Below are 22675 nucleotides of genomic sequence, written 5' to 3' on the forward strand. Positions count from 1 at the left end.
GATATGCGCCGATGAATTGCATCGCCAATTCATCGGTTCTTTAATTCCGGCCGGTGTCAGTGGAATGGCGTATTGTCCATTGCGGTCAATACGGTTTGTTTTGTTTCGTAGTGATTATTTTTTCATTACGGATCGGATGTTGATCCGGCGCCAGGCCAGTCTGGCCGCGGATGTGCAAACCAATTCTAATATTAGCCAATAGTTAATTATTCATTCGTCATTGTAATGACATGTATCCCATGGCATTCTCCGCGGCATAAAAGCAAAAACCTTAAGCTGTTAATCAGGCGATTGTAATAAACATTTTGCTTATATTAGGAGTTTTTCATGAAGAGCTTGAAAGCAATTGCCGCGGTGACGATGTTTGCCGCCGCCGGCCTGAGCCATGCCGCGTTCAGCAAGACCTACAACGTTGGCGTGGCGCCGATCGCCGCTGCCGATACCTTCACCGTCGCCGGCCCGTCGACGCTGACCTTCGAACTGCTGCCGGCCAACCTGACCGGCAGCCTGGCGAACCTGTTCGCCGTCAGCTACCAGCTGGCACCGGTCGGCCAACTGGTCGGCCTGCAGAGCCTGGTATTCAACCAGGGTACCCGCAGCTTCAGCGGCAGCTTCAACCTGCCTGCTGCCGGTACCTACACGTCGTTCTTTGCCGTGACCAAGGACGCGAACTGGGTCGGCAAGCTGAACCTGAACGTGGTGCCGGTGCCGGAACCCGAAACCTACGCGCTGATGGGCGCCGGCCTGCTCGGCGTGCTGCTGTCGCGTCGTCGTAAGCAGCGTACCGCGATCGCGGCTTAAGCCTGAAGCCGGGGGGCGGACTGCCGGCAGGTCCGCATCCCCGCGCCGGTCATTGCAGTAAGCCGGCCGCCGCTTTAAGCGGCTGGCATTTTCCGGCCCGGTCATTGTTTTGCATCGTTAATGCAAAGATTCTGTCATTGCCTGCGTGATAGGTTTGCTGCCGCTTTCAATCCGGAATTGGAATTGCCATCGCGCAGCGGTCAATTCGGTTTCCTTTGAATCAGGATTTTCTAATGATGGGGCACTCGGGCGCAATGACCTTGAGCGGGTGTGCGCCCGGGCGCGAATTGGGCAGGTCGGCGGCGCAAGGGTGCCGGTTTGACCAGGCGGCAATGTGATTTCCGAGGGTGGGGACGTGGAGGCAGCGGGATTCGGCGGCCGGATGGGCAAGCTTGGCCGGGTCGCCGTATCGCTGGCCGGGCTGCTCGCGCCTGCGACGCAGGCGGCGGTCGACGAAACCGATCCGCTGATCGTCCATGCCGACGTGTCCACCGTGTACGACAGCAACGTGTTCCGGCTGGCCGACGGGGTGCCGGCGGCGCAGTACGGGGGCAGCAAGGCGGACGTGATCGTCGACCCCAGCGTCGGCATCCGCGCCAACTGGCCGGTTTCGAGGCAGGTGTTGCTGCTCGATGCGCAGCTGTCGCGGCCGACGTACACACGGCATCGCCAGCTCGACTACACCGGCTGGCAGGGGCTGCTGGCGTGGGATTGGCAGTGGGGCAGCGCGTGGTCGGGGCGGCTGGGCTACAGCGACGAGCGCACGCTGTCCGAGTTCGAGGACGTGCAGTTGGGAATCAAGGATCTGGTCCGGAAGCAGGGGGGCGAGCTGAGTACGGCGTATGCGCTGACATCGGACTGGGCATTGCAGGGCTCGCTGACGAGCAGCCGGCAGCAGCACGACCGGCGCCGCTACCTCGATCTGCGGCAGGACGGTGCCGGTGGCGGCGTCCGTTACCGCAGCGGTCTTGGCGGCGAGGTGTCGGCGCGGCTCGACTACATGCAGGTCGAATACAGCGAGGCGCTGCTGACCATGCCGGCCGACGAACGCGGTTACCGCCAGTGGCAGGCGAGGCTGGGCGGCGTCTGGCCGCTCGGCGCCAAGACCCGGCTGCAGGCGGGCTACGGCTGGACGAACTGGAAGTACCGCATCGAGGACGACTGGCAGCGCAGCCCGACCGGCGACATCGCGCTGTCGTGGCAGGCGAGCGAGAAGACGCGGCTGTACGCCGATTACCGGCGCGCGTTCGAGGCGCCGGGGCAGAACATCGGCCGCAACCTGATCGAGGGCTACGGCGTCGGTGGCGCCTGGCAGGCGACGGCGCTGGTCGGCGTCGAGCTGTCGTGGCGGCGCGAGGACAAGCAGCTCAGGCAGGTGCTCGCCTACAGCCAGCAGACCGATTACTGGCGCCTGGGCCTGAAGTACCGGCCGGACCCGGCCTGGCAGCTGTCGGTGTACGGCCAGCATCAGGCGCGTGATTCGGCGTTGTCGCAGAACGACTACCGCGCCGTGCAGGCCGGCGTCGATCTGAAGGTGATGTTTTGAACAGGAATGGACAGGAATGACGGGGGTGGAGCAATGAGCCACTTGGAGCCGCAGTTGCAGCACGCCGCGATGATCGACGATGCGTCGATGCCGCCACGGCTGTCGTCGCTGAACAGCCGGTTCAGCGAGTTCGTCAATGCCGCGCCGCTGGTCAGCGTGTTCAAGTCCTTCGTCGACCCGGTCGTCGTCGTCGTCGTGCTCTACTTGTTGAGTTTTCCGTTCCAGGTCGCGTTCGACGGCTATACCTGCCTGCTCGCGGCGTTCGGCTTCCTGCTGTCGGCACAGGTGCTCGACGGGCTGTTCCTGTTCGTGCCCGGTCACGAGCGGCCCCTGCTCGGCCTCGGGCGCTTTGCCGTGCAGTGGCTGTTCATCTGCATGACGCTGATGCTGCTCGGCTGGGTGACGGGCTTTGCCGCCTACTTCTACCCGCCGTACATCGTCGCGTGGTTCGTGCTGGCGCCGGCGGCGCTGGTCGTCGTCCACGCGCTGTTCCGGCCGATCTTCCTGCTGCCGCGCGATTCGGCGCAGGGGCAGCGGCGGGCGGTGATCATCGGCGCCAACCGGCCCGGCGTCGCGCTGGCCGAGGCGCTGCAGACCGACCCGCTGCGCCGGATCAACTGGCTCGGCTACTTCGACGACCGCGAGTCGTCGCGGCTGGCCGACGTGGCGCCGTCGCGGCTGCTCGGCACGCTGCGCGACCTGCCGCGCTACGTGCGCAGCCACGGTGTGCACAACATCTATATCTCGCTGCCGATGAGCTCGCAGCCGCGCGTGCTGGCGATGCTCGATGCGCTGAGCGATTCGACCGCGTCGATCTACTTCGTGCCCGACCTGTTCGTGTTCGACCTGATCCAGGCACGTTTCGACCATGTCGCCGGGATTCCGGTCGTTGCGGTGTGCGAAAGCCCGTTCATGGGGCTGCGCGGCGTGCTCAAGCGCTTTTCGGACATCGTGCTCGCGCTGGCCATCGTCGCGCTGATCTGGCCGGTGATGCTGGCCGTTGCGCTGGCGGTGAGGCTGACGTCGCCGGGCCCGGTGCTGTTCAAGCAGCGCCGCTATGGCGCCGACGGCGAGAGCATCGTCGTCTACAAGTTCCGCTCGATGACGGTGCTGGAGGACGGCGACAAGGTCGTCCAGGCGACCAGGCAGGACCAGCGCTTCACGCCGATCGGCGGCTTTTTGCGCCGCAGCTCGCTCGACGAGCTGCCGCAGTTCATCAACGTGCTGCAGGGGCGGATGAGCGTGGTCGGGCCGCGGCCGCACGCCAATGCCCACAACGAGCAATACCGGTCGCTGATCAAGGGCTACATGATGCGCCACAAGGTCAAGCCCGGGATCACCGGCTGGGCGCAGGTCAACGGCTTCCGCGGCGAGACCGACACGCTCGAGAAGATGCAGCGCCGGATCGAGTTCGACCTCGACTACCTGCGCAACTGGTCGATCTGGCTCGACCTCAAGATCGTCGCGAAAACGGCCTTTTCGATGGCCGGTGGCGACAAGAACGCTTACTGACCAAGGGACCGACCGATGAAGATGCTGTACACGAATACCGCGGTGCTGGCCGCGATGGTGCTGGGGCTGGCTGCGTGCAAGGACGACGGCGAGAAGAAGTCGCCGAGCCAGGTCGTCGCCCGCGTCGGTGACGCCGAGATCACCGTGCACCAGCTCAACTACCTGCTGGCGCAGCAGGCCAACCCGGGCGACGCGCAGGTCAAGCAGAAGGTGCTCGACGGCCTGGTCGACCAGGAGCTGCTGGTGCAGAAGGCGGTCGAACTCAAGCTCGACCGCGATCCCGATGTCGTCCAGGCCGTCGAGGCGACGCGCCGGCAGATTCTGGCGCGCGCCGCCGTCGAGCGCGAGATCGGCAAGCCGGTCGAGCCGACACAGGCGCAGATCGACACGTTCTATGTTGCGCATCCGCAGCTCTTTGCCGAGCGCAAGCTCTATGACTTCACCGTGTTCGCGCTGGCGGCGAGCGCGCTCAAGCCCGAGCTCGAACAGGCGCTGCAGTCGCCGCGCAATGCGGCGGAGACGGCGGCGGCGCTGCAGCAGGCCGGCATCGATGCGCAGCCGGTCGAGGTGCAGCGGGCGCCCGAGCAACTGCCGCTGCCGCTGTTGCCGAAGATCGCCGCGATGAAGCACGGCGACATCATTTCCCTGCCCGATGGCGACAAGGTGCTGCTGCTGCAGCTCAAGGGCAGCACGCCCGCACCGCTGCAGGCGGCCGAGGTGCAGGCGCCGATCAAGCAGTACCTGCTCGCCGAGCAGGGCGGGGCGCGCGAGGACAGCCGGCTCAAGGCGCTGCGCGGCGCGACCAAGGTCGAATACCTGCAGCGCTTTGCCACCGCCGACGGCAAGGACGTGTCGCTGCAGTCGGGCCTGAAGGGGTTGAACTGATGCTGCGCTGCCTGCTGCCCGGCCTGCTCTGGCTGGCCGCCGCGTCGTCGGTCGCCGAGGTGCGCGGCGAATACCGGCTGGGCCCCGGCGACGTGGTCAAGGTGTCGGTCTACGACCATCCGGACCTGCAGTCCGAGATCCAGCTGACGCAGAACGGCGAGCTGAACTTCCCGCTGATCGGCAAGCTCCGTGCCGGCGGGCTGTCGTTCACCGAGGTCGAGCAACTGATCGCCCGCCGGCTGGGCGAGGGCGGTTTCATCAGGAACGCCCAGGTCAACGTGCTGATCGCCCAGTACCGCAGCCAGCGCGTCTCGGTGCTCGGCGAGGTCAGCCGCCCGGGGCGCTATGCGCTCGAGCACGACGCCGACCTCGTCGAGATGATCGCCGTCGCCGGCGGGATCGGCAACAGCGGCGGCGACCGGCTGCTGCTGGTGCGCGGCGAGACGCGGCAGGAACTGCTGCTGTCGCAGCTGCTGGCGGCGCAGCGTGCCGGCGAGCGCGTGCTCAAGGTGCAGAACGGCGACGTGATCTTCGTGCCGCGGATGCAGCAGGTCTATGTCTATGGCGAGGTCAACCGGCCCGGCAGCTTCCGGCTCGAGGAGCGGATGACGGTGATGCAGGCGATCGCCAGCGCCGGCGGCTACAACCCGCGCGCGTCGAAGCGCAGCGTCGAAATCCACCGCCGCCAGCCGGACGGCAGCATCGCCGAGGTGGCGCCGAAGCTGACCGACCCGGTGCGCGACAACGACGTTATCTACGTGCAGGAAAGCCTGTTCTGAGATGAAGGGACGATGATGAAATTCGAACAGTTCTGGCACATCCTGCGCGCGCGCAAGTGGATCGTGCTGGCGGTCTGGTCGCTGGTGCTGCTGTCGGCGCTGGCGGTCAGCCTGCTGCTGCCCAGGCAGTACACCGCCGAATCGACGATCGCCGTCGACATCAAGGCCACCGACCCGGTGAGCGGCCAGCCCGTTGCCGGTTATCTGGCGCCGAGTTTCATGGCGACCCAGGTCGACATCCTCGCCAGCCAGAACGCGGCGCTGAAGGTCGTCGATACGCTGGGTTTTGCCAACCTGCCCGAAGCGCGCAGCCAGTTCCTCGAGGCCACCGGCGGCCATGGCGACGTACGGCAATGGTTCGCCGATACGCTGCTGAAGAACCTCAGCGTCAGGCCCAGCCGCGACAGCAACGTGATCAGCGTCGGCTATACGGCAACCGAGCCGAAGTTCGCCGCGGCGCTGGCCAATGCCTTCGTCCAGGCCTACATCCGGACCACCGGCGAGATCCGGACCGCCGCGGCGCAGCAGAGCAATCTGTTCTTCCAGGGACAACTGAAGGGGCTGCAGGCGAACCTGGAGAAGAGCCAGCAGCGGCTGTCCGACTACCAGCAGCAGCAGGGGCTCGTTGCCGCCGACGAGCGCCTCGACATCGAAACCCAGCGGCTCAACGAGATCGGCAGCCAGCTCGTCGGCGTGCAGTCGCAGACGTTCGACGCGCAGTCGCGCGCGCGCGGCGGTGCGGCGGCGCCGGACGTGCTGAACAACCCGCTGATCCAGCAGCTGAAGAACCAGCTGGCGCAGCAGGAGGCCAAGCTCGAGGAGCAGGCCGAGAAGAGCGGGCCGAATCATCCGCACTATCTGCAGGCGCAGGCCGAAGTCGAGGCGACCCGCGCCCAGCTCAAGCAGATGCTCGCGCAATACGCCGGCGGCCTGTCCGGCGCGGCCGGCAATTCGGCGGCGCGGCAAGGCGCGCTGCAACAGGCGCTGGCCGCGCAGAAGGCCAGGGTGCTCGAACTCAAGTCGCAGCGCTCGCGTGCCGAGGTGTTGCAGCGCGATCTCGAAAGCGCGCAGCGCGCCTATGACCAGGCCTTGCAGCGTGCGTCGCAGACGATGCTCGAAAGCCGCGCCGACCAGGCCAATATCGTCGTGCTGCGCAGCGCGACCGAACCGGCGCGCGCGTCGCAGCCGCGGGTGCTGCTCAACCTGCTGTTGGCGCTGCTGGCCGGCGGCGTGCTGGCGGTGGCGACCGCGGTGGCGGTCGAGCTGCTCGACCGCCGGGTCCGCGCGCGTGCCGACATCGAGGATGCGCTGGGGCTCGACGTGCTCGCGGCGATCCCGGCGCTGAAATGACCGACCGGAGCCAGACATGAACCAAGCGATACGTTTGCCCCTGCCCGAAGCGCGGGAGCAGCACGGCGGCCTGATCGGCCAGATCCTGCTGGCCAAGCAGCAGATCGGCATGGCCGATCTGCCGCGCATCGCCGAGTGCCAGCGAGAACACGGGCTGCGCTTCGGCGAGGCGGCCGTCCGGCTCGGGCTGCTGTCCGAGAAGGACATCCGCAGCGCGCTGTCGGCGCAGTTCGATTTTCCGGTCCTCGCCGATGCGGGCCGCGTCCACCGGCACGTCGTCTGCGCCTACGACCCGTACTCGCCGCAGGCCGAGGCGGTGCGCGGCGCGCGGACCCAGTTGCTGCTGCACTGGCTCGACGGCCAGCGCAAGCTCGTCGCGGTCGTGCCGGCCGACGGCGATACCCGGCACGGCGAGCTGTTCGCCGCCAACCTGGCGGTGACGCTGGCGCAGGCATCGCTGCAGGTGCTGGTGATCGACGCCAACCTGCGCCGGCCGACGCAGCACGCGCTGCTCGACGTGCCTGCCGGACCGGGGCTGGCCGACTGCCTGGCGGCGCGAAGCCCGTTCGCCGACGCCGTCCGCAGCGTCGACGGGATCGACAACCTGCAGTTGCTGCAGGGCGGAACCGAGGCACCGAACCCGCAGGAACTGCTGTCCCGGCCGCTGTTCGCCGAGCTGCTCCAGCAGGCGGGTACGCGCTACGACGCGGTGATCGTCGTCAGCACCGCACTCGACCAGCCGTCGGACATGCATCTGGTGGCGACGCGCTCGCGCGGTGCCATCGTCGTCGCGACACGCAACCACACCCGGCTCAAGCCGCTGCTCGCCGCCAAGGCCCGGCTGCAGGCGTCGGGTGTCCAGCTGATCGGGGTGGTCCTCAATGATTGACGCGCTGCGCCGCCTGCCGGTCCGGCTGGACTGGACACTGGCCCTGCCGGTCGCGCTGGGCCTGCTGCCGATGTACCTGCCGCTGTACCGCGAACTGCTCGCCGGTACCTGGCAGACCGACGACCAGGCCCACGGGCCGTTCATCGTGCTGATCTGCGCATGGCTGGTCGGCCGGCTGCTCTGGCGCGGCCCGCTGCCGGCCGGCACGCCGCGGCCCGCGCCGGGGCTGCTGCTGTTCGGCGCCGGGCTGCTGCTCTACGTGGTCAGCAAGTCGCAGGACATCCAGTTCCTTGCGGTGCTGTCGCAGAGCGCAGTCGGCGCCGGGCTGGCACTGGTGCTCGGCGGCTGGCCCTGCCTGCGCGCGCTGGCGTTTCCGCTGTTCTTCCTGATGTTCAGCGCGCCGCTGCCCGGCGCGCTCGTCGACGCGCTGACCGGGCCGCTCAAGCATTTCATTTCCGGCATCGCCGAGCAGTTGCTCTACGCAGCCGGCCTGCCGGTGACGCGCAGCGGCGTCATCCTCTACGTCGGCCAGTACCAGTTGCTGGTCGCCGATGCCTGCGCCGGACTGCACTCGCTGTTCTCGCTGTCGGCGCTGACCTGCCTCTACCTGTACCTGCAGCAGTACCGCAGCCGCTGGCGCAACCTCGCGCTGCTGGCGCTGGCGGTGCCGTTCGCAATCGTCGCCAACCTGATCCGGGTGATCGTGCTGGTGCTGATCACCTATTACCTTGGCGATGAGGCCGCGCAAGGCTTCATGCACGGGCTGGCCGGCATGGTGATGTTCGGCAGTGCGCTGCTGCTGATCCTGGGCTTCGACGGCGTGCTCGGCCGGCTGTGGCCTGCAACGGAGGACGCCCGATGAACCGCCGCGCACAGGCCTGGCTGATGGCCGTACTGATGATCGTCGCCAGCATCGCGGCCGCCGAGCTGCGGCCGACGCAGCTGCTGCGCACGCTGCCCAAACAGTGGCTCGAGCAGGCGGTGCCGGCCCGCTTCGGCGACTGGCAGCTCGACACCAGCATCGTGCCGGTGGCGCCGGACCCGACCGTCCAGGCCGCGGTCGACAGGATCTATACCGACGTGCTCAGCCGCACCTATGTCAACAATCGCGGCGAGCGGATGATGCTGCTGATCGCCTACGGTCAGCAGCAGAACGACAGCCTGCGCGTCCACCAGCCCGAAGGCTGCTACGGCGGCCAGGGTTTCGTCGTCGGCCCGTCGCTGTTCGGCGAGGTCGACGTTGCCGGCCGGACGCTGCCGGTACGCAGGCTGGTCGCGACGCTGGGTTTGCGCGTCGAGCCGATCACCTACTGGATGACGGTCGGCAACGAACTGGTGCTGACCGGCTGGGACGCCAAGCGCGCCCAGCTCAAGTCGGGCCTGCTCGGCCAACTGCCCGACGGCCTGCTGTTCCGCGTGTCGTCGATCGACGGCAATGCCGATGCCGCCTATCGGGCGCAACAGGGCTTCCTCGACCAGCTGCTGCAGGCGACGCCGGCACCGGCGCGGGCGATCCTGACGGGGCAGGGCGGTGCTTAGGAACGGTGCGATCCGCCTGCACGGCATCGCCGCCGGTCGGCTGCGGTGGCCGGCCGATCCGTGGCGGCTGGTGCTGTGGTCCGGCGGCGCGCTGCTGGCCGGCGTCCTGGCGCTGTTGCTCGGCGGCGCGATCGCGATCGGCTTCTACGCGGTACCGGCACTGCTGGCCGCGCTGCTGGTCGGCGCGGTCTTCCTGCGCCTGCCCGACCGCCACGCGGTGCTGCTGCTGATGGCCGTCGTGCTGCTGCTGCAGGGCACCGTCGGCTACTACAGCGGCTTTGCCCAGATCTCGTGGCTTGCCTACGGGCTGGCGGGGCTGTTCGCGGTCAAGCTCGGCGCCCGGCTGCTTGCGCCGCGGCCGCGCCGGGCTGCGCCGCCGTGGGTCTGGCCCTTGCTGGCGTTCGCTGCCGTCGTGCTGCTCGGCGTGCTGATCAACCGGCCGCCGCTGCCGCAGCTGATCGCCGGCGTGAAGAACCAGCTGCCGTTCTGGCTGGTGGCGCTGTATCTGCCCCTCGCCAGGCTCGACGATCGCGACTGGTCGGCCATCTGGCGCTTCCTGCTGCTGGTGCTGGTCTGCCAGGTACCGCTGGTGCTGCACCAGCACTTCTTCATCGCCGCCGGCCGTGCGGTGATGGGCTGGGACGCCGTGGTCGGCTCCTTCGGCGGCAATCCGGACGCCGGCGGCCTGAACGCGGTGATGGTGCTGTACACCGTCGTTGCCACGCTGCTGGTGATCGCGCTGTACCTGGACGGACGCATCCCGTTGCGGCGCGCGCTGGCTTACGGGGTGTGCGCGCTGCTCGTCATCCTGCTCGGCGAGGTCAAGGCGGCCTTCCTGTGGCTGCCGCTCGGCGTGCTGCTGCTGCTCGGCAAGCGGCTGATACGCAATCCCGCCCAGCTCTTGCTGGCCCTGCTCGGCCTGGGCCTGTTCGTGGCAATCGTCGGAACGGTCTACGAAAGGCTCTACTGGGCGGATGCGCCGCAAAAGGGGCTCTCGGAAAACGCCGAGCATTCGGTCGACTATTTCTTCGATCCGAAACTGATCGACAACCGGACCGGTGAAGTCAGCCGTGGCGCCTCGATTGCGCTGTGGCTGAACGACCGGACGCTCGACACCTATGGCCGATGGCTCGGCAACGGCATCGGCTCGTCGGTCTCCGGGGCGATTTCCAGCGGCACCGTCGCCAAACGCTATGCCCCGCTCGATATCGGCTCGACCGGCATTGCGGTGTTGTTGTGGGATTACGGCATTCTGGGCTTGCTTTGCTATATCGGCCTGTTCCTGACGGCAATCGGTGCCGCTTGGCGGGCGGTTGCTACGGCGATATTCCCAAACCAGCAACGTTTGATTGCCGCTGTTCTCGTCCTTTGCCTGATGACGCTGATCTACAACCGCACGCTGATCGACGAGCCGGCGACGCAGTTGCTGGTGGCGCTGGCTTTCGGTTATCTGTCGCGCGGACTGAACCGGGCTTCGAACGATGCTTAAATTTCTGAAAAAACTGCATTCTAAAATACAGCGGGCCTGGGCCGAGTCCGGCAATGACCGCTATATCCGCTATTTGCGCCGCAAGGGCGTGCGGATCGGCCATGGCGTCAATTTTTTTGACCCGCGGAATACGGTCATCGACATTACCAGGCCTTCGCTGGTCCAGATCGGCAACAACGTGCAGATCACGCGCGGCTTCCTGCTCCTGACGCATGGCTACGACTGGTATGTACTGCGGAATCTCTATGGCGAGGTCTATGCATCATCCGGCCGGGTGACGATTGGCAACAATGTCTTTTTCGGTTTCAACGTCACCCTGCTCAAGGGGGTGTCCATTGGCGACAACTGCATCATCGGCACCGGTGCGGTTGTCACCCGGAGCATTCCGGCCAATTCGGTCGTTGCCGGTGTTCCGGCGCGGGTCATTTGCTCGATCGACGAATACCGCGACAAACGCCGGGCCGAACATCTTGCCGAGGCCAGGGACTATGCATGCAGTCTGGTCGAGGCGTTCGGCCGACGTCCGGTACCAAGCGATTTCTGGGAGGAGTTCCCGCTCTTTCTGAATGGCGATCAACTGGCGGACGGTGTGCCGGTCCAGGGGCAGCTTGGCGCTTCGTTCGAGCATTACCGCAATCATCACCGTGCGCCGTATCAGGGCTTTGAAGCCTTCCTGCAGGATTGCAAGCTGCCGCCGGTGAACGGGGTGAACGCGATGGGGGCCGATCTCCTTGAGCGATAAGCTGCGGGTGCTCAACGGCGTGAAATGGGCCGCACTCAGGGCGTGGGGTGTTCGTGCGACCAGTCTGCTCGTATTCCTGATTCTGGCACGCTTGCTGTCATCTGCCGAGATCGGTGCAGTTGCCATGGTCTCGGCAATTCTGGCCATTCTGATGGCCCTGAGCGAGCTGGGCCTTGCCGATTACCTGCTCTACGCGGATGACAACGAGAAATCGCGGAGCCAGATTTTCTGGTTCCAGCAGATCGTCGCCACGGCCCTGGCCATTGCGACGTTCATTCTTGCGCCGATCATATTGAACCGGCTCGGGCAGCATGATTCGGCCAATGTCATCAGGGTCATGTGCTGGAGTTTGCCGCTGCTGTCCCTGTCCGTTGTTCAGGACACGCTGTTCCGCAAACAGCTCGATTTCAAATCCATTGCGCAGCGATCGCTGATTTCGTCTGTATCGGGTGGCGCCCTGGGCGTGATTGCCGCCTATTGCGGATTAGGTCTGTGGAGCATTGTCATTAAGTACCTGACCGAAGTGACGCTGCTGACCTTTCTGGTCTGGCGCGCTGCGGCCTGGCGCCCGAGCTGGCGGATCGGCTTCGGCGGGTTCGGTGTCGTGGTGCGCTACGGCCGCAATGTGGCTGGCGCGAGGATGCTCGACGTGCTGGCCGCCAACCTGGACGAGCTGATCGTCGGGGGGGCAATGGGGCAGAAGGAGCTGGGCATCTATTCGGTCGGCAAGCGCATCTACCAGATCTGCACCGAGATGATGACGACGGTAACCGCACAGGTTGCCGGGCCGGTGTTTGCCCGTTCGCAGGGTGATATCGCGCAATTGCGCGCGCTCTATGTACGTGCGATGCAAATGTCGGCCTGGCTGGTGATGCCGTTTTACACGCTGCTTTTCCTGTTTTGCCCGCTGGTCGTACCGTGGGTTTTCGGTTCGCAATGGCAGCCATCGGTCTGGGTGCTGCAGTTTTTCTGCATCGCCGGCCTGTTGGCGCCGCTGAGTCAGTTCAATTGGTCCATTTTCATGGCCGCTGCGCCGCCCAGGGTCAGTCTGCTTTACTCGTTCACGCGCAACCTGTTCTCGATTCTGGCCTTGCTGCTGGGTGGTTTCTTCGGCATGAGCGGCATCCTGATCGCGCAGGCGGGACGTGGCGTGATCATGTTTGCTGCGGGGCGCGGGTTTCTCGCCAGATACATTTCGCTTGAATTGAAATCCTATTTTTCCGCACTCCTGCCGGCGATGCTGACCGTTGCACTGATCATCTTGTCGGTATCGATCGCCCGCGTCGGAGCGCATGCGTTGCCTGCCTGGGCCAGCTGGTCGCTACAACTCGCGCTGGGGGGCGGCGTACTACTGGTGTCCTGCGTTTTCCTTTTCAGGCGGATTCGCAAGCAGGTCCTGGCTGTCTAGCGTTTATTGTGCATCTTCATATGGATGAATCCCGTGAACCACGTAGAACTGATTTCCGATTTGCAGTCCAAGGTATCGGCCGAACTCGATCTTTACATTCAGCCCGGAATGCGCGTAGCGCTGGTTGATTTTCCGTTCGGCTCCAATGCCGGTGATTCATACATCTGGCTGGGGCAAATCGAATACCTGAGGCGGCGCGGGGCCGAGATTGTCTATTCCTGCTGGTATGGCGCCTATGATCCGGTACGAATCCGTCAGGTGTTGGGGAAGGATGGCGTAGTGCTGTTTCACGGTGGCGGCAACTTTGGCGATCTCTGGCCTGGCCCCCATGCCTTGCGCCTGCGCGTATTGCAGGATTTGCAGGGCATCCGGGTCATCCAGTTCCCGCAGACCGTGAAGTTCGAAACGGCAGAAAGCATCGCCGCAACCCAGGCCGCGATCGCCGCACATGGCGACGTGGTGCTGTTTCTCCGCGACCGGGCATCGTTCGACTTTGCAAAGCAGCATTTCGCTTGCCCGACGGTCCTGACCCCGGACATGGCGTTCTTTATCGGCGCCTGCCAGGCGGTGGCGCCCAGCCACGACGGCATGGTGCTGGCCAGAGGGGATATCGAGTCTTCGGGGGAAAACTCGGTGGCCAATCTGAATCTGGCCTCGCTCCATGGGCGCTGGACCCGGGGCGACTGGCTGGAGTCGGACCGCTTCGAGGCGCTGCTGATGCGCGCCCTCTGCCTGCTCAACGGCGTTTGCAACGGCAGTGCCCCGGGAAGGACGGCGATGGTGGCCTTGTCGAACCTGCTGGCCCGGCAGCGCCTGAACCGGGGCATTCGCCAGCTGTCGAGCGGCAAGCAGGTGGTGACCGACCGGCTGCACGCCCACATTCTGTGCCTGTTGCTGGGCAAGCAGCATGTGGTTCTGGACAACAACTACGGAAAGATCTCCACCTTCCATCAGGCGTGGACGCAGCGCGCGGGCGAAGTCCGGTTTGCGTCGAGCATTGACGACATTCCGCACAGCCTGACGAAGTTTGCCGAGGGTGCATGAAAGCCCATATCGTCATCGCGACCTGGTTTTTCGAAGGCCAACCCGGTTTTCTCGATTTCAAATACCGGATTGCCGCCCTGGCAAAGCGATATCGAGTGACCCTGCTGTTGCGGCATGCGAGTTTTCGCAACGAGTTTGCCGACCTGCCGCTGACGATCGAAGTGCTGCATACCTCGGGCACCGGTATCCGTGAACAGTTCGGCTTCATGCACCGCTGCGCCCGCGCGGCGGGGCGCGCGGACCTGCTGGTATTGCTCGGGTCGCAACTGGCGCTGGGGGCCTACATGCTCCGGCGTGTGCCGACGCTGCTGTACTGGAACGAACACCCGAGCCATTTTTTCGAGCCGGATCATCGCAACCCGCTGAAGCGGCTCGTGTACCGCGGTCTGCTGCGTGGCAACTACGCCGCCGGCAGGCGGGTGACCCGGGTGATGCCGATCGGCGAGGCGCATCACGAGGACCTGTTGGCCCACGGCGTGCCGGCCGCCAGGGCCGAGCTGATCTACATGGGCGTCGAGGACCGGTTCGGCTATCTGGCGCAGGTCAACCGCCAAGCGGCGTTGCGCCTCGTCTACACCGGCACGGTGATCAGGGAGCGCGGCCGCGACGTCATGCTCGAGGGCGTGGCGCTGGCGCGCCAGCGCGGGCTGGACGTGCGCTTGACGATGGTCGGCGCCAGCGACGAGCAACTGGCGTTCTGCCGCAAATCGGCCGTTCGGCTGGGCATCGCCGCTGCCGTCGAGATCGTCGGGCGCGTACCCGGCGAACGGATTCCGGATTACCTCTCGCAGGCCGATGTCGGTATCTGCGTCTGGGAGGACCGGCTGTGGTGGCGCTTCAATCCGCCGACCAAGCTGTTCGAGTACCTTGTCGCCGGCCTGCCGGTCATGGCCAGCCGGATCCGCACGCATACCGATTACGTCCGCGACGGCGACAACGGCTGGATCTTCGACTACGACGCCGCGGCCTTTGCCGACTGCCTGCAGCGGATCGTCGCACAGCGTTCGGCCTTGCCGGCGATGTCGCAGCGCGCCCACGCTGCGGGGCAGCAGTACCTGTGGTCCAGCATCGAGCCGCAATTCCTCGCGGTTGTCGACGAAACACTGAGGGCTGCGGCGTGAACGTGCGGCTGATCCAGTTCGTTCCCGAAACCCTGCCGACGCACCGGCCGGACGTGCAGGCGCTGTTCGCGCGCTATCTGCCGCGGCTGGGCATCCGCAACGACATCGTCGGTTACGCGGCGGGTGCGCCGGCGCCGGACTGGGGCGGCGGCGATTGTGTCGCCGTCGGTGCCGGGCGCGGCAAGCTCGGCGCGCATCTGCATTTCGCCGCCACGCTGCTAAAGGCCGGGCTCGATCGCCGTTACGATGTGCTGCAGGTGCGCGACATGGTCTGGGCCGGGGCGCTGGGGCTGTTGCTGGCCAGGCTGAGCGGCAAGCGCTTCTGCTACTGGATGTCGTTCCTGATGAGCGAAAGCCGGATGCGGCGCGCGCGCGACCGCAGCGAGAGCGTCGCGGCGTGGAAGCGGCCGCTGCTGTTCGCCAAGGGCTGGCTCGAATACCAGCTGCTGTACCGGCTGATCCTGCCGCTGGCCGACCATGTGTTCACCCAGAGCGACGCGATGCGCGACTACGTCGCCGGTCGCGGAATTGCCGCGGCCAGGCTGTCGGCGGTGCCGATGGGCGTCGACCTCGAACGCGTCGCCGCGGTCACGCCGCAGCGCTGGCCCGGCTGGCCGGCCGGCAGCGAAGGCCCGGTTGTCTGCTATCTCGGTGCGCTCGACCGCCTGCGCGGGCTCGAGGTGCTGATCGACGCGATCGCGCAGTTGCAGGCCGCGGTACCCGGCGTGCGGCTGCTGCTGATCGGCGACGGCTCGCATCCGCCTGAGCGCGCCTTCCTCGAGCGGCGCGCGGCCGAGCTCGGCATCGCCGGACTGGTGTGCGTCACCGGCTGGCTGCCGAGCGAGCGGGCGTGGTCGCTGGTCGCCGGCTGCGATCTGGCGCTGTCCTACGTGCCGCGCGGCTTCCTGTTCGACGTGTCGTCGCCGACCAAGCTCGCCGAATATCTGTCGATCGGCATGCCGTCCGTCGCCAACGACTCACCCGACCAGGCGGCCGTGCTCGGCGACTCCGAGCGCGGCTGGCTGACCGATGGCACGGCTTCCGGATTTGTCAAGTCAATTACGTTTGCATTACATGAGCCTGATATTGCGCGATTGCGCGCGGCCGATGGGCGGGCCTACATTGAGCAGCATCGCAGCTACGCTCGTCTGGCGGAGGGGGTGGCGGCGATCTATTTCCGACTCGCTGGAGCTCAATGATGACGCGCTCATTCCTCAAGGCCGCATGCCTGCTCGCGCTGGTGCAACTGTTCGGTTGCGGCAAGGGCCAGCCCGGTTTCGGGCCGACCGATTCGTGGTTGCCGGCGGCGTCGGCCGCGACCCTTGCACCAGGTGCGGACGGCGTGTTCGGCGTGCCGCAGGACTGGCTGACGCTGAGCCGCCCCGAACTGGCGATCCAGCCGGGCAGCGCGCTGGACTTCAGCGGCCTGTTTCCGGCGCAGAGGATCGACGGGCCGGTCCGGATCGACGCCGACGGCCATTTCGCCAACGACGCCGGGCGCCTGCGCTTCAACTGCGCGGCGGCCAGCTTCAGCACGCCCTACGGCGGCTACCCGGATCACGACAAGGCACTGGCCTATGCGCGCCAGTACCGGATGGCCGGCTACAACCTGGTGCGTTTCCACTTTACCGATGCCAACCTGATGCACGGGCGCAAGTTCGATTTCGACTACAACCCCGAGCAGCTCGACCGCTTCTTCTTCTTCCTGAAGGCGCTGAAAGACCAGGGCATCTACTGGTACATCGACGCGATGACGTCGTGGAACGGTGCCAAGGGCGACGTGCAGCCGGACCGCTGGGTCGGCAAGTACAGCCTGAAGGCCGACGTCCATGTCGATCCGGCGGCACGCGAGCACTGGCTCGAGCTGGTCCGGACGCTGTACGGCCGCGTCAATCCGTATACCGGCACGACGACGCTGGCCGACGACGCGCTCGCCGGCGTGATCCAGGTCAACGAGGGCGGGCTGCACTTCCTGTCCATGGCCGGCCAGAAGATTCCGCTGTCAGTACGTCCCGGCCTGCGCGCATGGCTGGCGCAACGCTACGCGGCCGACCCGGAACGGTTCGGCGCCGTCTGGGGGCAGCCGTACTCGGCGATCGCCGACGAGACGCTGGTCCTGCCCGATCCGGTCAGCAGCACGCCGGCGATGACCGACGTGCTCGCCTACTTCAGCGAGCGCGAGCGCGACACCGCGAGCTGGATGAGCGCAAGGCTGCGCGAACTCGGCTATCGCGGCCCGGTCACCTCGTACGACAACAACCCGTCGCTGCAGGGCTGGCTCGGCCGCAACCAGTTCGACTGGGTCGACCTGCATGCCTACAACGGCGAGCCGACAACCTTCGTCAGCCCGGGCAGTACGCTGCGCAACACCAGCTCGTTCGATTCGCGGCTGCGCTACTACCAGCTGCTGGCGCAGAACCGGATCGCCGGCAAGCCGTTCACCGTCACCGAGTACGGCCAGCCGTTCTGGAGCGAATGGCGGCGCGAAGCCAGCCTGGTCATGCCGGCCTACGCCGCGCTGCAGGACTGGGACGGCCTGTGCCAGCACGCCAACAGCCCGGCCGAGCTTCGCTACGACCGCAGCGACGGCTGGCACAAGGCACTGCGGCCGTACGCGATCGGCTATGACCCGGTTGCGGTGCTTGCCGAGCGGCTGACCGCGCTGCTGTACCGGCGCGGCGATCTGACTCCGGACAGCCAGCGGATCCGGCTGGTGCTTGGTGCGAGTGCCAATGACGCGGCGACGTTCAAGTACTGGGGCGTGACCGACAGCTACGGCGAGATCGGCCTGCTGCGCGGTATCGAGTCGGCGGCGACGGCGCTCGAGGCACCCGGCGTCCTCAACGTCAACGTCGATTCGCCGTCGAACTTCAGCCTGACGATGAGCGGCCTCGCGCGCCGTACCGGCCTGGTTCCCGCATCGCCGAAGGGCGGGATGGCGGCGCAACTGCCCGCCGGGCAACTGAACGAATCGCGGCCGGTCGACGGCTATTTCCGCAGTCCCGGCGGCCAGATCGTCACCGACACCGTGGCGCGGAAGATGACGGTGCTCACGCCGCGCACCCAGGCGCTGCTGCTGCCGCAGGCCGGCGAGGCCGTGCCGGCCGGCGTGTTCAGGCGCTTGCGCGTCAACACGCCAATGCTGGTCGCGCTGTCGTCGCTCGACATGCAACCGCTCGCCCAGACCGGGCAGGCGCTGCTGATGCTCGGCAGCGACGCGCTCAACAGCAATATCGGGTTCGACGACGCCGGCCGGACGACCTTGCGCCGGCTCGGCAGCTTTCCGCTGAAGATGCCGCCGTCGCAGGTCGCGCTGGAACTGGAACTCGGCGCGGCGACCGGCGCCAGCGCAACGGTGCTCAACCTCGACGGCAGCGCCGCGCGCAGCGTGCCGGTGTCGCTGCAGAACGGCGTGCTGGCGTTCGAGCTCGACGACACCGCCGCCGGCGCGGACCCGACCGTCTACGTGCAGCTGCAGATACAACGATAAGGAACAAGCATGACCGGAGAGCAAAGTGCCCACGCTGTTGGCCGTCAATAACTACCACTACCGCCGCGGCGGCGCCGACGTCGTCTACCTCGAACAGTCGCGGCTGCTACGCGAGCAGGGCTGGCACGTCGCCGACTTTGCGATGCAGCACCCGCGCAACGAGGCGAGCGACTACGGCGAGTACTTTGCCGAGGAAATCGAGTTCGGCCATGGCTACGGCGCGCTGACCAAGGCCAAGCACGCGGCCAAGATCATCTACTCGTTCGAGTCGGCGGCCAAGATCCGCCGGCTGATCGAGAAGGTGAAGCCCGACGTCGTCCATGCCCACAACGTCTACCATCACCTGTCGCCGTCGGTGCTCAAGGCCGCGCACGACTGCGGCGTGCCGGTGGTGCTGACCGCGCACGACCTCAAGTTGCTGTGCCCGGCGTACAGCATGCTCTCGCACGGCCGGGTCTGCGAGGACTGCAATACCCGCGGCCGCAAGGCGCTGCTGGAAAAACGCTGCCTGAAGGGATCGCTGGCGCTGAGCGGACTGATCTACCTCGAGTCGAGCCTGCATGACGCGCTGGGCCTGTACCGCAAGCACGTCGACCGGCTGATCTCGCCGAGCCGTTTCCTCGCCGACAAGTTCGGCGAGTGGGGCTGGGATGGCGCACCGCTGGCACATGTGCCCAATTTTGCCGATGTCGGCGCGCTGCCGCCGCAGTACCGGCCGGGCCGGCACTTTCTCTATTTCGGCCGGCTCAGCCGCGAAAAGGGGCTGCTGACGCTGATCGACGCGGTCGCCAGCGCCGGGGTCGAGCTGTGGCTGGTCGGCACCGGCCCGCTCGAGGCGGAACTGCGGCAGCGCGCCGAGCAGACCGGCGCGAACGTGCGTTTCTGCGGCTTCCAGCAAGGCGACGCGCTGTGGCAACTGGTGCGCGACTGCCGCGCGATCGTACTGGCGTCGGAGTGCTACGAAAACGCGCCGCTGACGATCCTCGAGGCCTACGCCTGCGGCAAGCCGGCGATCGGCGCGGCGATCGGCGGCATTCCCGAGCTGATCCGGCCCGGCGAAACCGGGGCGGTATTCGACAGCGGCAACAGCGAAGACCTCGCCCGCGTGCTACGTGACTATGCGGCAATGGCCGACGCCGATATCGCCGAACAGGGCGGCAGGGCGCGGGCGTGGGTCGAGCAGGATTTCACCGTCGAGCGTCACGTCGCACGCTTGCAGCAGGTTTATCGCGAGGTCGGGGTCAGGGTATGAAGCGGGAGCAATCGCCGGCAACGGGCCGGATCAAGGTCGCCATCGTCGGCCTGCGCGGTTTTCCGGACGTGCAGGGCGGGGTCGAGCGCCACGTCGAGTCGCTGGCGCCGTTGCTGGTGAGCCAGGGCGCCGATGTCACGGTCTACGTGCGCGCACCGTACATGCGCCATGTGAAAGGGGATCACTGGCAGGGCGTGCGCTTCTGCCGGATCTGGTCGCCGGTCGGCAAGTCGACCGAAACGCTGGCGCACACGCTGCTCGCCGTACTCGCCGCGGCGTGGCAGCGCAACCGGGTGATCCATTTCCACGCGATCGGCCCGTCGTTCTTCGTCCCGCTGGCGCGGCTCTTGGGCATGAAAGTCGTGATGACGCATCACGGCCAGGACTACCAGCGGCAGAAATGGGGGCGCGGCGCGCGGCTGTTCCTGCGCACCGCCGAGCGATTCGGCGTGCTCGGCGCCCACCGGGTGATCGTGATCTCGCAGCAATTGCGCCGCTGGGTCCAAACGGGCTTCGGCAAGGACGCAACGCTGATCCCGAACGGCGTGACCGCCTTTCCCGAAGGCAGCGGCGACGCCGGCCTGCTGCCGGCGATGGGACTGGAAGCGGGGCGCTACATCCTGCACGTCGGCCGCTTCGTGCCGGAAAAGCGCCACCACGACCTGATCGACGCCTTCCTGCGCCGGCCGCCGCCGGGGTGGAAGCTCGCCTTCGCCGGCGCGGCCGACCACGCCGACGCGTACTCGGCATCGGTACTCGAACGCGCCGGCGACGACATCGTCTTTCTCGGCCGCAAGACCGCGACCGAGCTCGCCAGCCTCTACGCGCATTGCGGCGTCTTCGTGCTGCCGTCGTCGCACGAAGGGCTGCCGATCGCGCTGCTCGAGGCGCTGGGCCTTGGTGCACCGGCCATCGTCAGCGATATCGAACCGCATCTGGAAATGCAGCTGCCTGCCGAGAGCTACTTCCCGCTCGGCGACACCGACGCGCTGGCCGAGCGCCTCGGCTGCTTCGCCACGGGCGGCCCGCGCTGGACCGCCTGGGCCGAACGCGTCCGCCGCGACTACGACTGGCACGCCGTCACCCGGCGGATACACGACGTGTACCGTGCGCTGTAGGTTGCCATCGTCAGCATCGGCGGAAACTGAAAAGCCCCCTTGGACAGGGGGCTTTTCGCAATCTGGCGGAAGCGGTGAGATTCGAACTCACGGGGGACGTAAATCCCCGACGGTTTTCAAGACCGCTGCCTTAAACCACTCAGCCACGCTTCCAGCAAGCCGGCGATTCTATCAGAGTGGCCGGCGTCTGGCAGCCCTCAGGCGGCGAGTTTCTCCAGCACGGCGAAGCGGGCGAGGGCGCCGTGCAGCGTGGTCTCGACCGTGTTGCCGAGGCGGATGCGGTAGCGCTTGCTCTTGGCGCCGAGGCGGAATTCGCGGTGGTCGGCGTAGAAGGCCTGCGGCAGGATCAGCAGCCGGCCCTGTTGTTCGGTTTCGGCGACGTAGAGGCCGGCGCAGCTGCGCTCGCCGAGCATCGGCGTCAGCTCGACGGCGATCGGGCTGCCGGCCAGCGTTTCGATGCCGAGGTCGACGGTGCCGTCGGTCTTGCGGCTGATCCAGCGGACGATGCCGACGCTGAACGGTCGCCGGTCCTGCCCCTGGATGCCGAGCAGTTCGCCGACCTGCACGTCGTCACTGCCGGCGCGGCAGTGGATGCCCAGACCGTGGGCGCTTTCGTTGACGATCTCCCACTGGCGCGCGCGGCCGGCGCCGCGCAGCGCCTGTACCGCCTCGTCGAGGCCGCGCCAGACCGATACCGTCTGCTTGATCGTCTGGCGCTCGTGCCTGCGGACCGGCGGCGGCGTGTCGCGTGACCAGCGGGCGATCAGCCGGGCCAGCAGTTCGAGGCCGGCGGGCTGTGCCGATTCGTCGGGAAGCCCGTACTTCGCCGGCGCTGCGCCCTGCGCCAGCGCATCGTGGACGATCTGCAGGTGTTCGATCAGCGCATCGGTGGACCCGTAGCGCCAGTTGTCGCCGACCATGTCCCGGCGCAGCCGCTTGGGCGCGGTCGATCCGGCCAGATTGGCGGCGAACAGCTGGCGATTCGGGCGGATCTGCGATTCGAGCTCGATTTTTGCGCTCCAGCGGGCGAGCCACCGGCTGGCGAGTTCGATCTGGCCGGTCTGCAACTGCTCGGGGCCGGACAGCGCCAGCATCAGCACTTGCAGGTATTCGCGCCTGGCGTCGGTGAGTTCGCCGCCGGGATACGGCTGCTGCGGCGTCTGTGCGCAGCCGAGCGCCTCGGCATACTGGAACAGCCGGTGCAGCTGGCGCCAGCCGCCGGCATCGACGTCCGCGTAACGCAGCATCGCCCAGCGGGCACGCTCGCCGGCGTAGATCAGCCCGCGCAGCACGTAAGGCTGCAGGTTGCGGTTGTGGCCGCTCTGCAGCGCCTGTTTGACGCACAGGCGATAGGCATCGGCCATTTCGCGCCAGAACGCCAGCAGTGTCGGCAGTATCTGGTGCGGCGCGGCGCCCTCGTCGATCAGCTCGCCGCGGTAGACGGCGACCAGGTGGGCCTGCAGCGAGCGGGCCTTCTCGTCGAGATAGGGGACGGTCCGCAGCCGCTCTTTCAGGCTGATGCCGGCGTTGCCGTTGAGCTGGTGCAGCGCGTGGACGATCTCGATCTGCGCCTGCAGGATGTCGCTCTCGGGCAGCGCCTGCATCAGCACGGTTGCCGACTTGTAGTCGTGGACGCCCTGCTGTTCGCTTCGGCCGAACAAAGCGCCGACCAGCGCCTTGAAATCAAACATGTCCGCTACTCCTGTCAGC

19 protein-coding genes and 1 tRNA gene are annotated in these 22675 nt (G+C 66.7%); 18 read left to right on the top strand and 2 right to left on the bottom strand.

Annotated elements, in window-relative coordinates; all coding sequences use genetic code 11:
* Window positions 1–327: 327 nt before the first annotated feature.
* From BJP62_RS16370 to BJP62_RS16455, 18 genes are all read left to right on the top strand, one after another.
* A complete protein-coding gene (locus BJP62_RS16370) occupies window positions 328–801 on the top strand; it encodes a PEP-CTERM sorting domain-containing protein (protein ID WP_070531407.1) in 474 nt (157 codons plus the stop codon).
* A 355-nt stretch (window positions 802–1156) separates the two neighbouring features.
* The gene (locus BJP62_RS16375; protein ID WP_145927238.1) at window positions 1157–2347 is read left to right on the top strand and encodes a surface lipoprotein assembly modifier; all 1191 of its coding nucleotides are present in this window, start codon (window positions 1157–1159) and stop codon (window positions 2345–2347) included.
* Window positions 2348–2380: 33 nt separating this feature from the next.
* A complete protein-coding gene (locus BJP62_RS16380; protein ID WP_236943619.1) occupies window positions 2381–3859 on the top strand; it encodes an undecaprenyl-phosphate glucose phosphotransferase in 1479 nt (492 codons plus the stop codon).
* A 15-nt stretch (window positions 3860–3874) separates the two neighbouring features.
* Window positions 3875–4744 (top strand): EpsD family peptidyl-prolyl cis-trans isomerase, encoded by an 870-nt coding sequence (locus BJP62_RS16385; RefSeq protein WP_070531412.1) that lies wholly within the window; start codon window positions 3875–3877, stop codon window positions 4742–4744.
* Window positions 4744–5523 carry an SLBB domain-containing protein gene (locus BJP62_RS16390; protein WP_070531415.1) on the top strand — a complete coding sequence of 260 codons (780 nt, stop codon included), beginning with the start codon at window positions 4744–4746 and terminating at the stop codon, window positions 5521–5523. The genes BJP62_RS16385 and BJP62_RS16390 overlap by 1 nt, the downstream gene beginning before the upstream one ends.
* A 15-nt stretch (window positions 5524–5538) precedes the next feature.
* Window positions 5539–6873 carry a chain length determinant protein EpsF gene (epsF, locus tag BJP62_RS16395; RefSeq protein ID WP_070532871.1) on the top strand — a complete coding sequence of 445 codons (1335 nt, stop codon included), beginning with the start codon at window positions 5539–5541 and terminating at the stop codon, window positions 6871–6873.
* Window positions 6874–6889: 16 nt separating this feature from the next.
* Window positions 6890–7762, top strand: a complete 873-nt coding sequence (locus BJP62_RS16400; protein WP_070531418.1) for a CpsD/CapB family tyrosine-protein kinase — start codon at window positions 6890–6892, stop codon at window positions 7760–7762.
* Window positions 7755–8624 (top strand): exosortase B, encoded by an 870-nt coding sequence (gene xrtB / locus BJP62_RS16405; RefSeq protein WP_070531420.1) that lies wholly within the window; start codon window positions 7755–7757, stop codon window positions 8622–8624. The genes BJP62_RS16400 and xrtB overlap by 8 nt, the downstream gene beginning before the upstream one ends.
* The gene (gene epsI / locus BJP62_RS16410) at window positions 8621–9301 is read left to right on the top strand and encodes an exosortase-associated protein EpsI, B-type (protein WP_070531423.1); all 681 of its coding nucleotides are present in this window, start codon (window positions 8621–8623) and stop codon (window positions 9299–9301) included. The genes xrtB and epsI overlap by 4 nt, the downstream gene beginning before the upstream one ends.
* Window positions 9294–10790, top strand: a complete 1497-nt coding sequence (locus BJP62_RS16415) for a hypothetical protein (protein WP_070531424.1) — start codon at window positions 9294–9296, stop codon at window positions 10788–10790. Before epsI ends, BJP62_RS16415 begins: the two co-directional genes overlap by 8 nt.
* A complete protein-coding gene (locus tag BJP62_RS16420; RefSeq protein WP_070531427.1) occupies window positions 10783–11532 on the top strand; it encodes a DapH/DapD/GlmU-related protein in 750 nt (249 codons plus the stop codon). Before BJP62_RS16415 ends, BJP62_RS16420 begins: the two co-directional genes overlap by 8 nt.
* Window positions 11522–12940 (top strand): lipopolysaccharide biosynthesis protein, encoded by a 1419-nt coding sequence (locus BJP62_RS16425; RefSeq protein WP_168163847.1) that lies wholly within the window; start codon window positions 11522–11524, stop codon window positions 12938–12940. Before BJP62_RS16420 ends, BJP62_RS16425 begins: the two co-directional genes overlap by 11 nt.
* A gap of 33 nt (window positions 12941–12973) precedes the next feature.
* Window positions 12974–13984 carry a polysaccharide pyruvyl transferase family protein gene (locus BJP62_RS16430; RefSeq protein WP_070531434.1) on the top strand — a complete coding sequence of 337 codons (1011 nt, stop codon included), beginning with the start codon at window positions 12974–12976 and terminating at the stop codon, window positions 13982–13984.
* Window positions 13981–15105, top strand: coding sequence for a glycosyltransferase family 4 protein (locus tag BJP62_RS16435; protein WP_070531437.1), 1125 nt, complete (start codon window positions 13981–13983; stop codon window positions 15103–15105). Before BJP62_RS16430 ends, BJP62_RS16435 begins: the two co-directional genes overlap by 4 nt.
* A complete protein-coding gene (locus BJP62_RS16440; RefSeq protein ID WP_070531441.1) occupies window positions 15102–16304 on the top strand; it encodes a glycosyltransferase in 1203 nt (400 codons plus the stop codon). Before BJP62_RS16435 ends, BJP62_RS16440 begins: the two co-directional genes overlap by 4 nt.
* Window positions 16304–18595 (top strand): hypothetical protein, encoded by a 2292-nt coding sequence (locus BJP62_RS16445; protein ID WP_070531445.1) that lies wholly within the window; start codon window positions 16304–16306, stop codon window positions 18593–18595. Before BJP62_RS16440 ends, BJP62_RS16445 begins: the two co-directional genes overlap by 1 nt.
* A 25-nt stretch (window positions 18596–18620) precedes the next feature.
* Entirely contained in the window at window positions 18621–19847 is a 1227-nt protein-coding gene (locus BJP62_RS16450) for a glycosyltransferase family 4 protein (RefSeq protein WP_070531450.1), read from the top strand.
* The gene (locus BJP62_RS16455; RefSeq protein WP_070531453.1) at window positions 19844–20965 is read left to right on the top strand and encodes a glycosyltransferase family 4 protein; all 1122 of its coding nucleotides are present in this window, start codon (window positions 19844–19846) and stop codon (window positions 20963–20965) included. Before BJP62_RS16450 ends, BJP62_RS16455 begins: the two co-directional genes overlap by 4 nt.
* A 63-nt stretch (window positions 20966–21028) precedes the next feature.
* Here the strand turns inward: BJP62_RS16455 and BJP62_RS16460 are convergent.
* Both BJP62_RS16460 and BJP62_RS16465 read right to left on the bottom strand, forming a co-directional pair.
* Window positions 21029–21118 (bottom strand) — tRNA-Ser (locus BJP62_RS16460).
* A 44-nt stretch (window positions 21119–21162) separates the two neighbouring features.
* Window positions 21163–22656 (bottom strand): hypothetical protein, encoded by a 1494-nt coding sequence (locus BJP62_RS16465; RefSeq protein WP_070531456.1) that lies wholly within the window; start codon window positions 22654–22656, stop codon window positions 21163–21165.
* Between the last annotated feature and the right edge of the window lie 19 nt (window positions 22657–22675).

This window comes from Jeongeupia sp. USM3, assembly GCF_001808185.1.
In the GTDB taxonomy this organism is placed as follows: domain Bacteria; phylum Pseudomonadota; class Gammaproteobacteria; order Burkholderiales; family Chitinibacteraceae; genus Jeongeupia.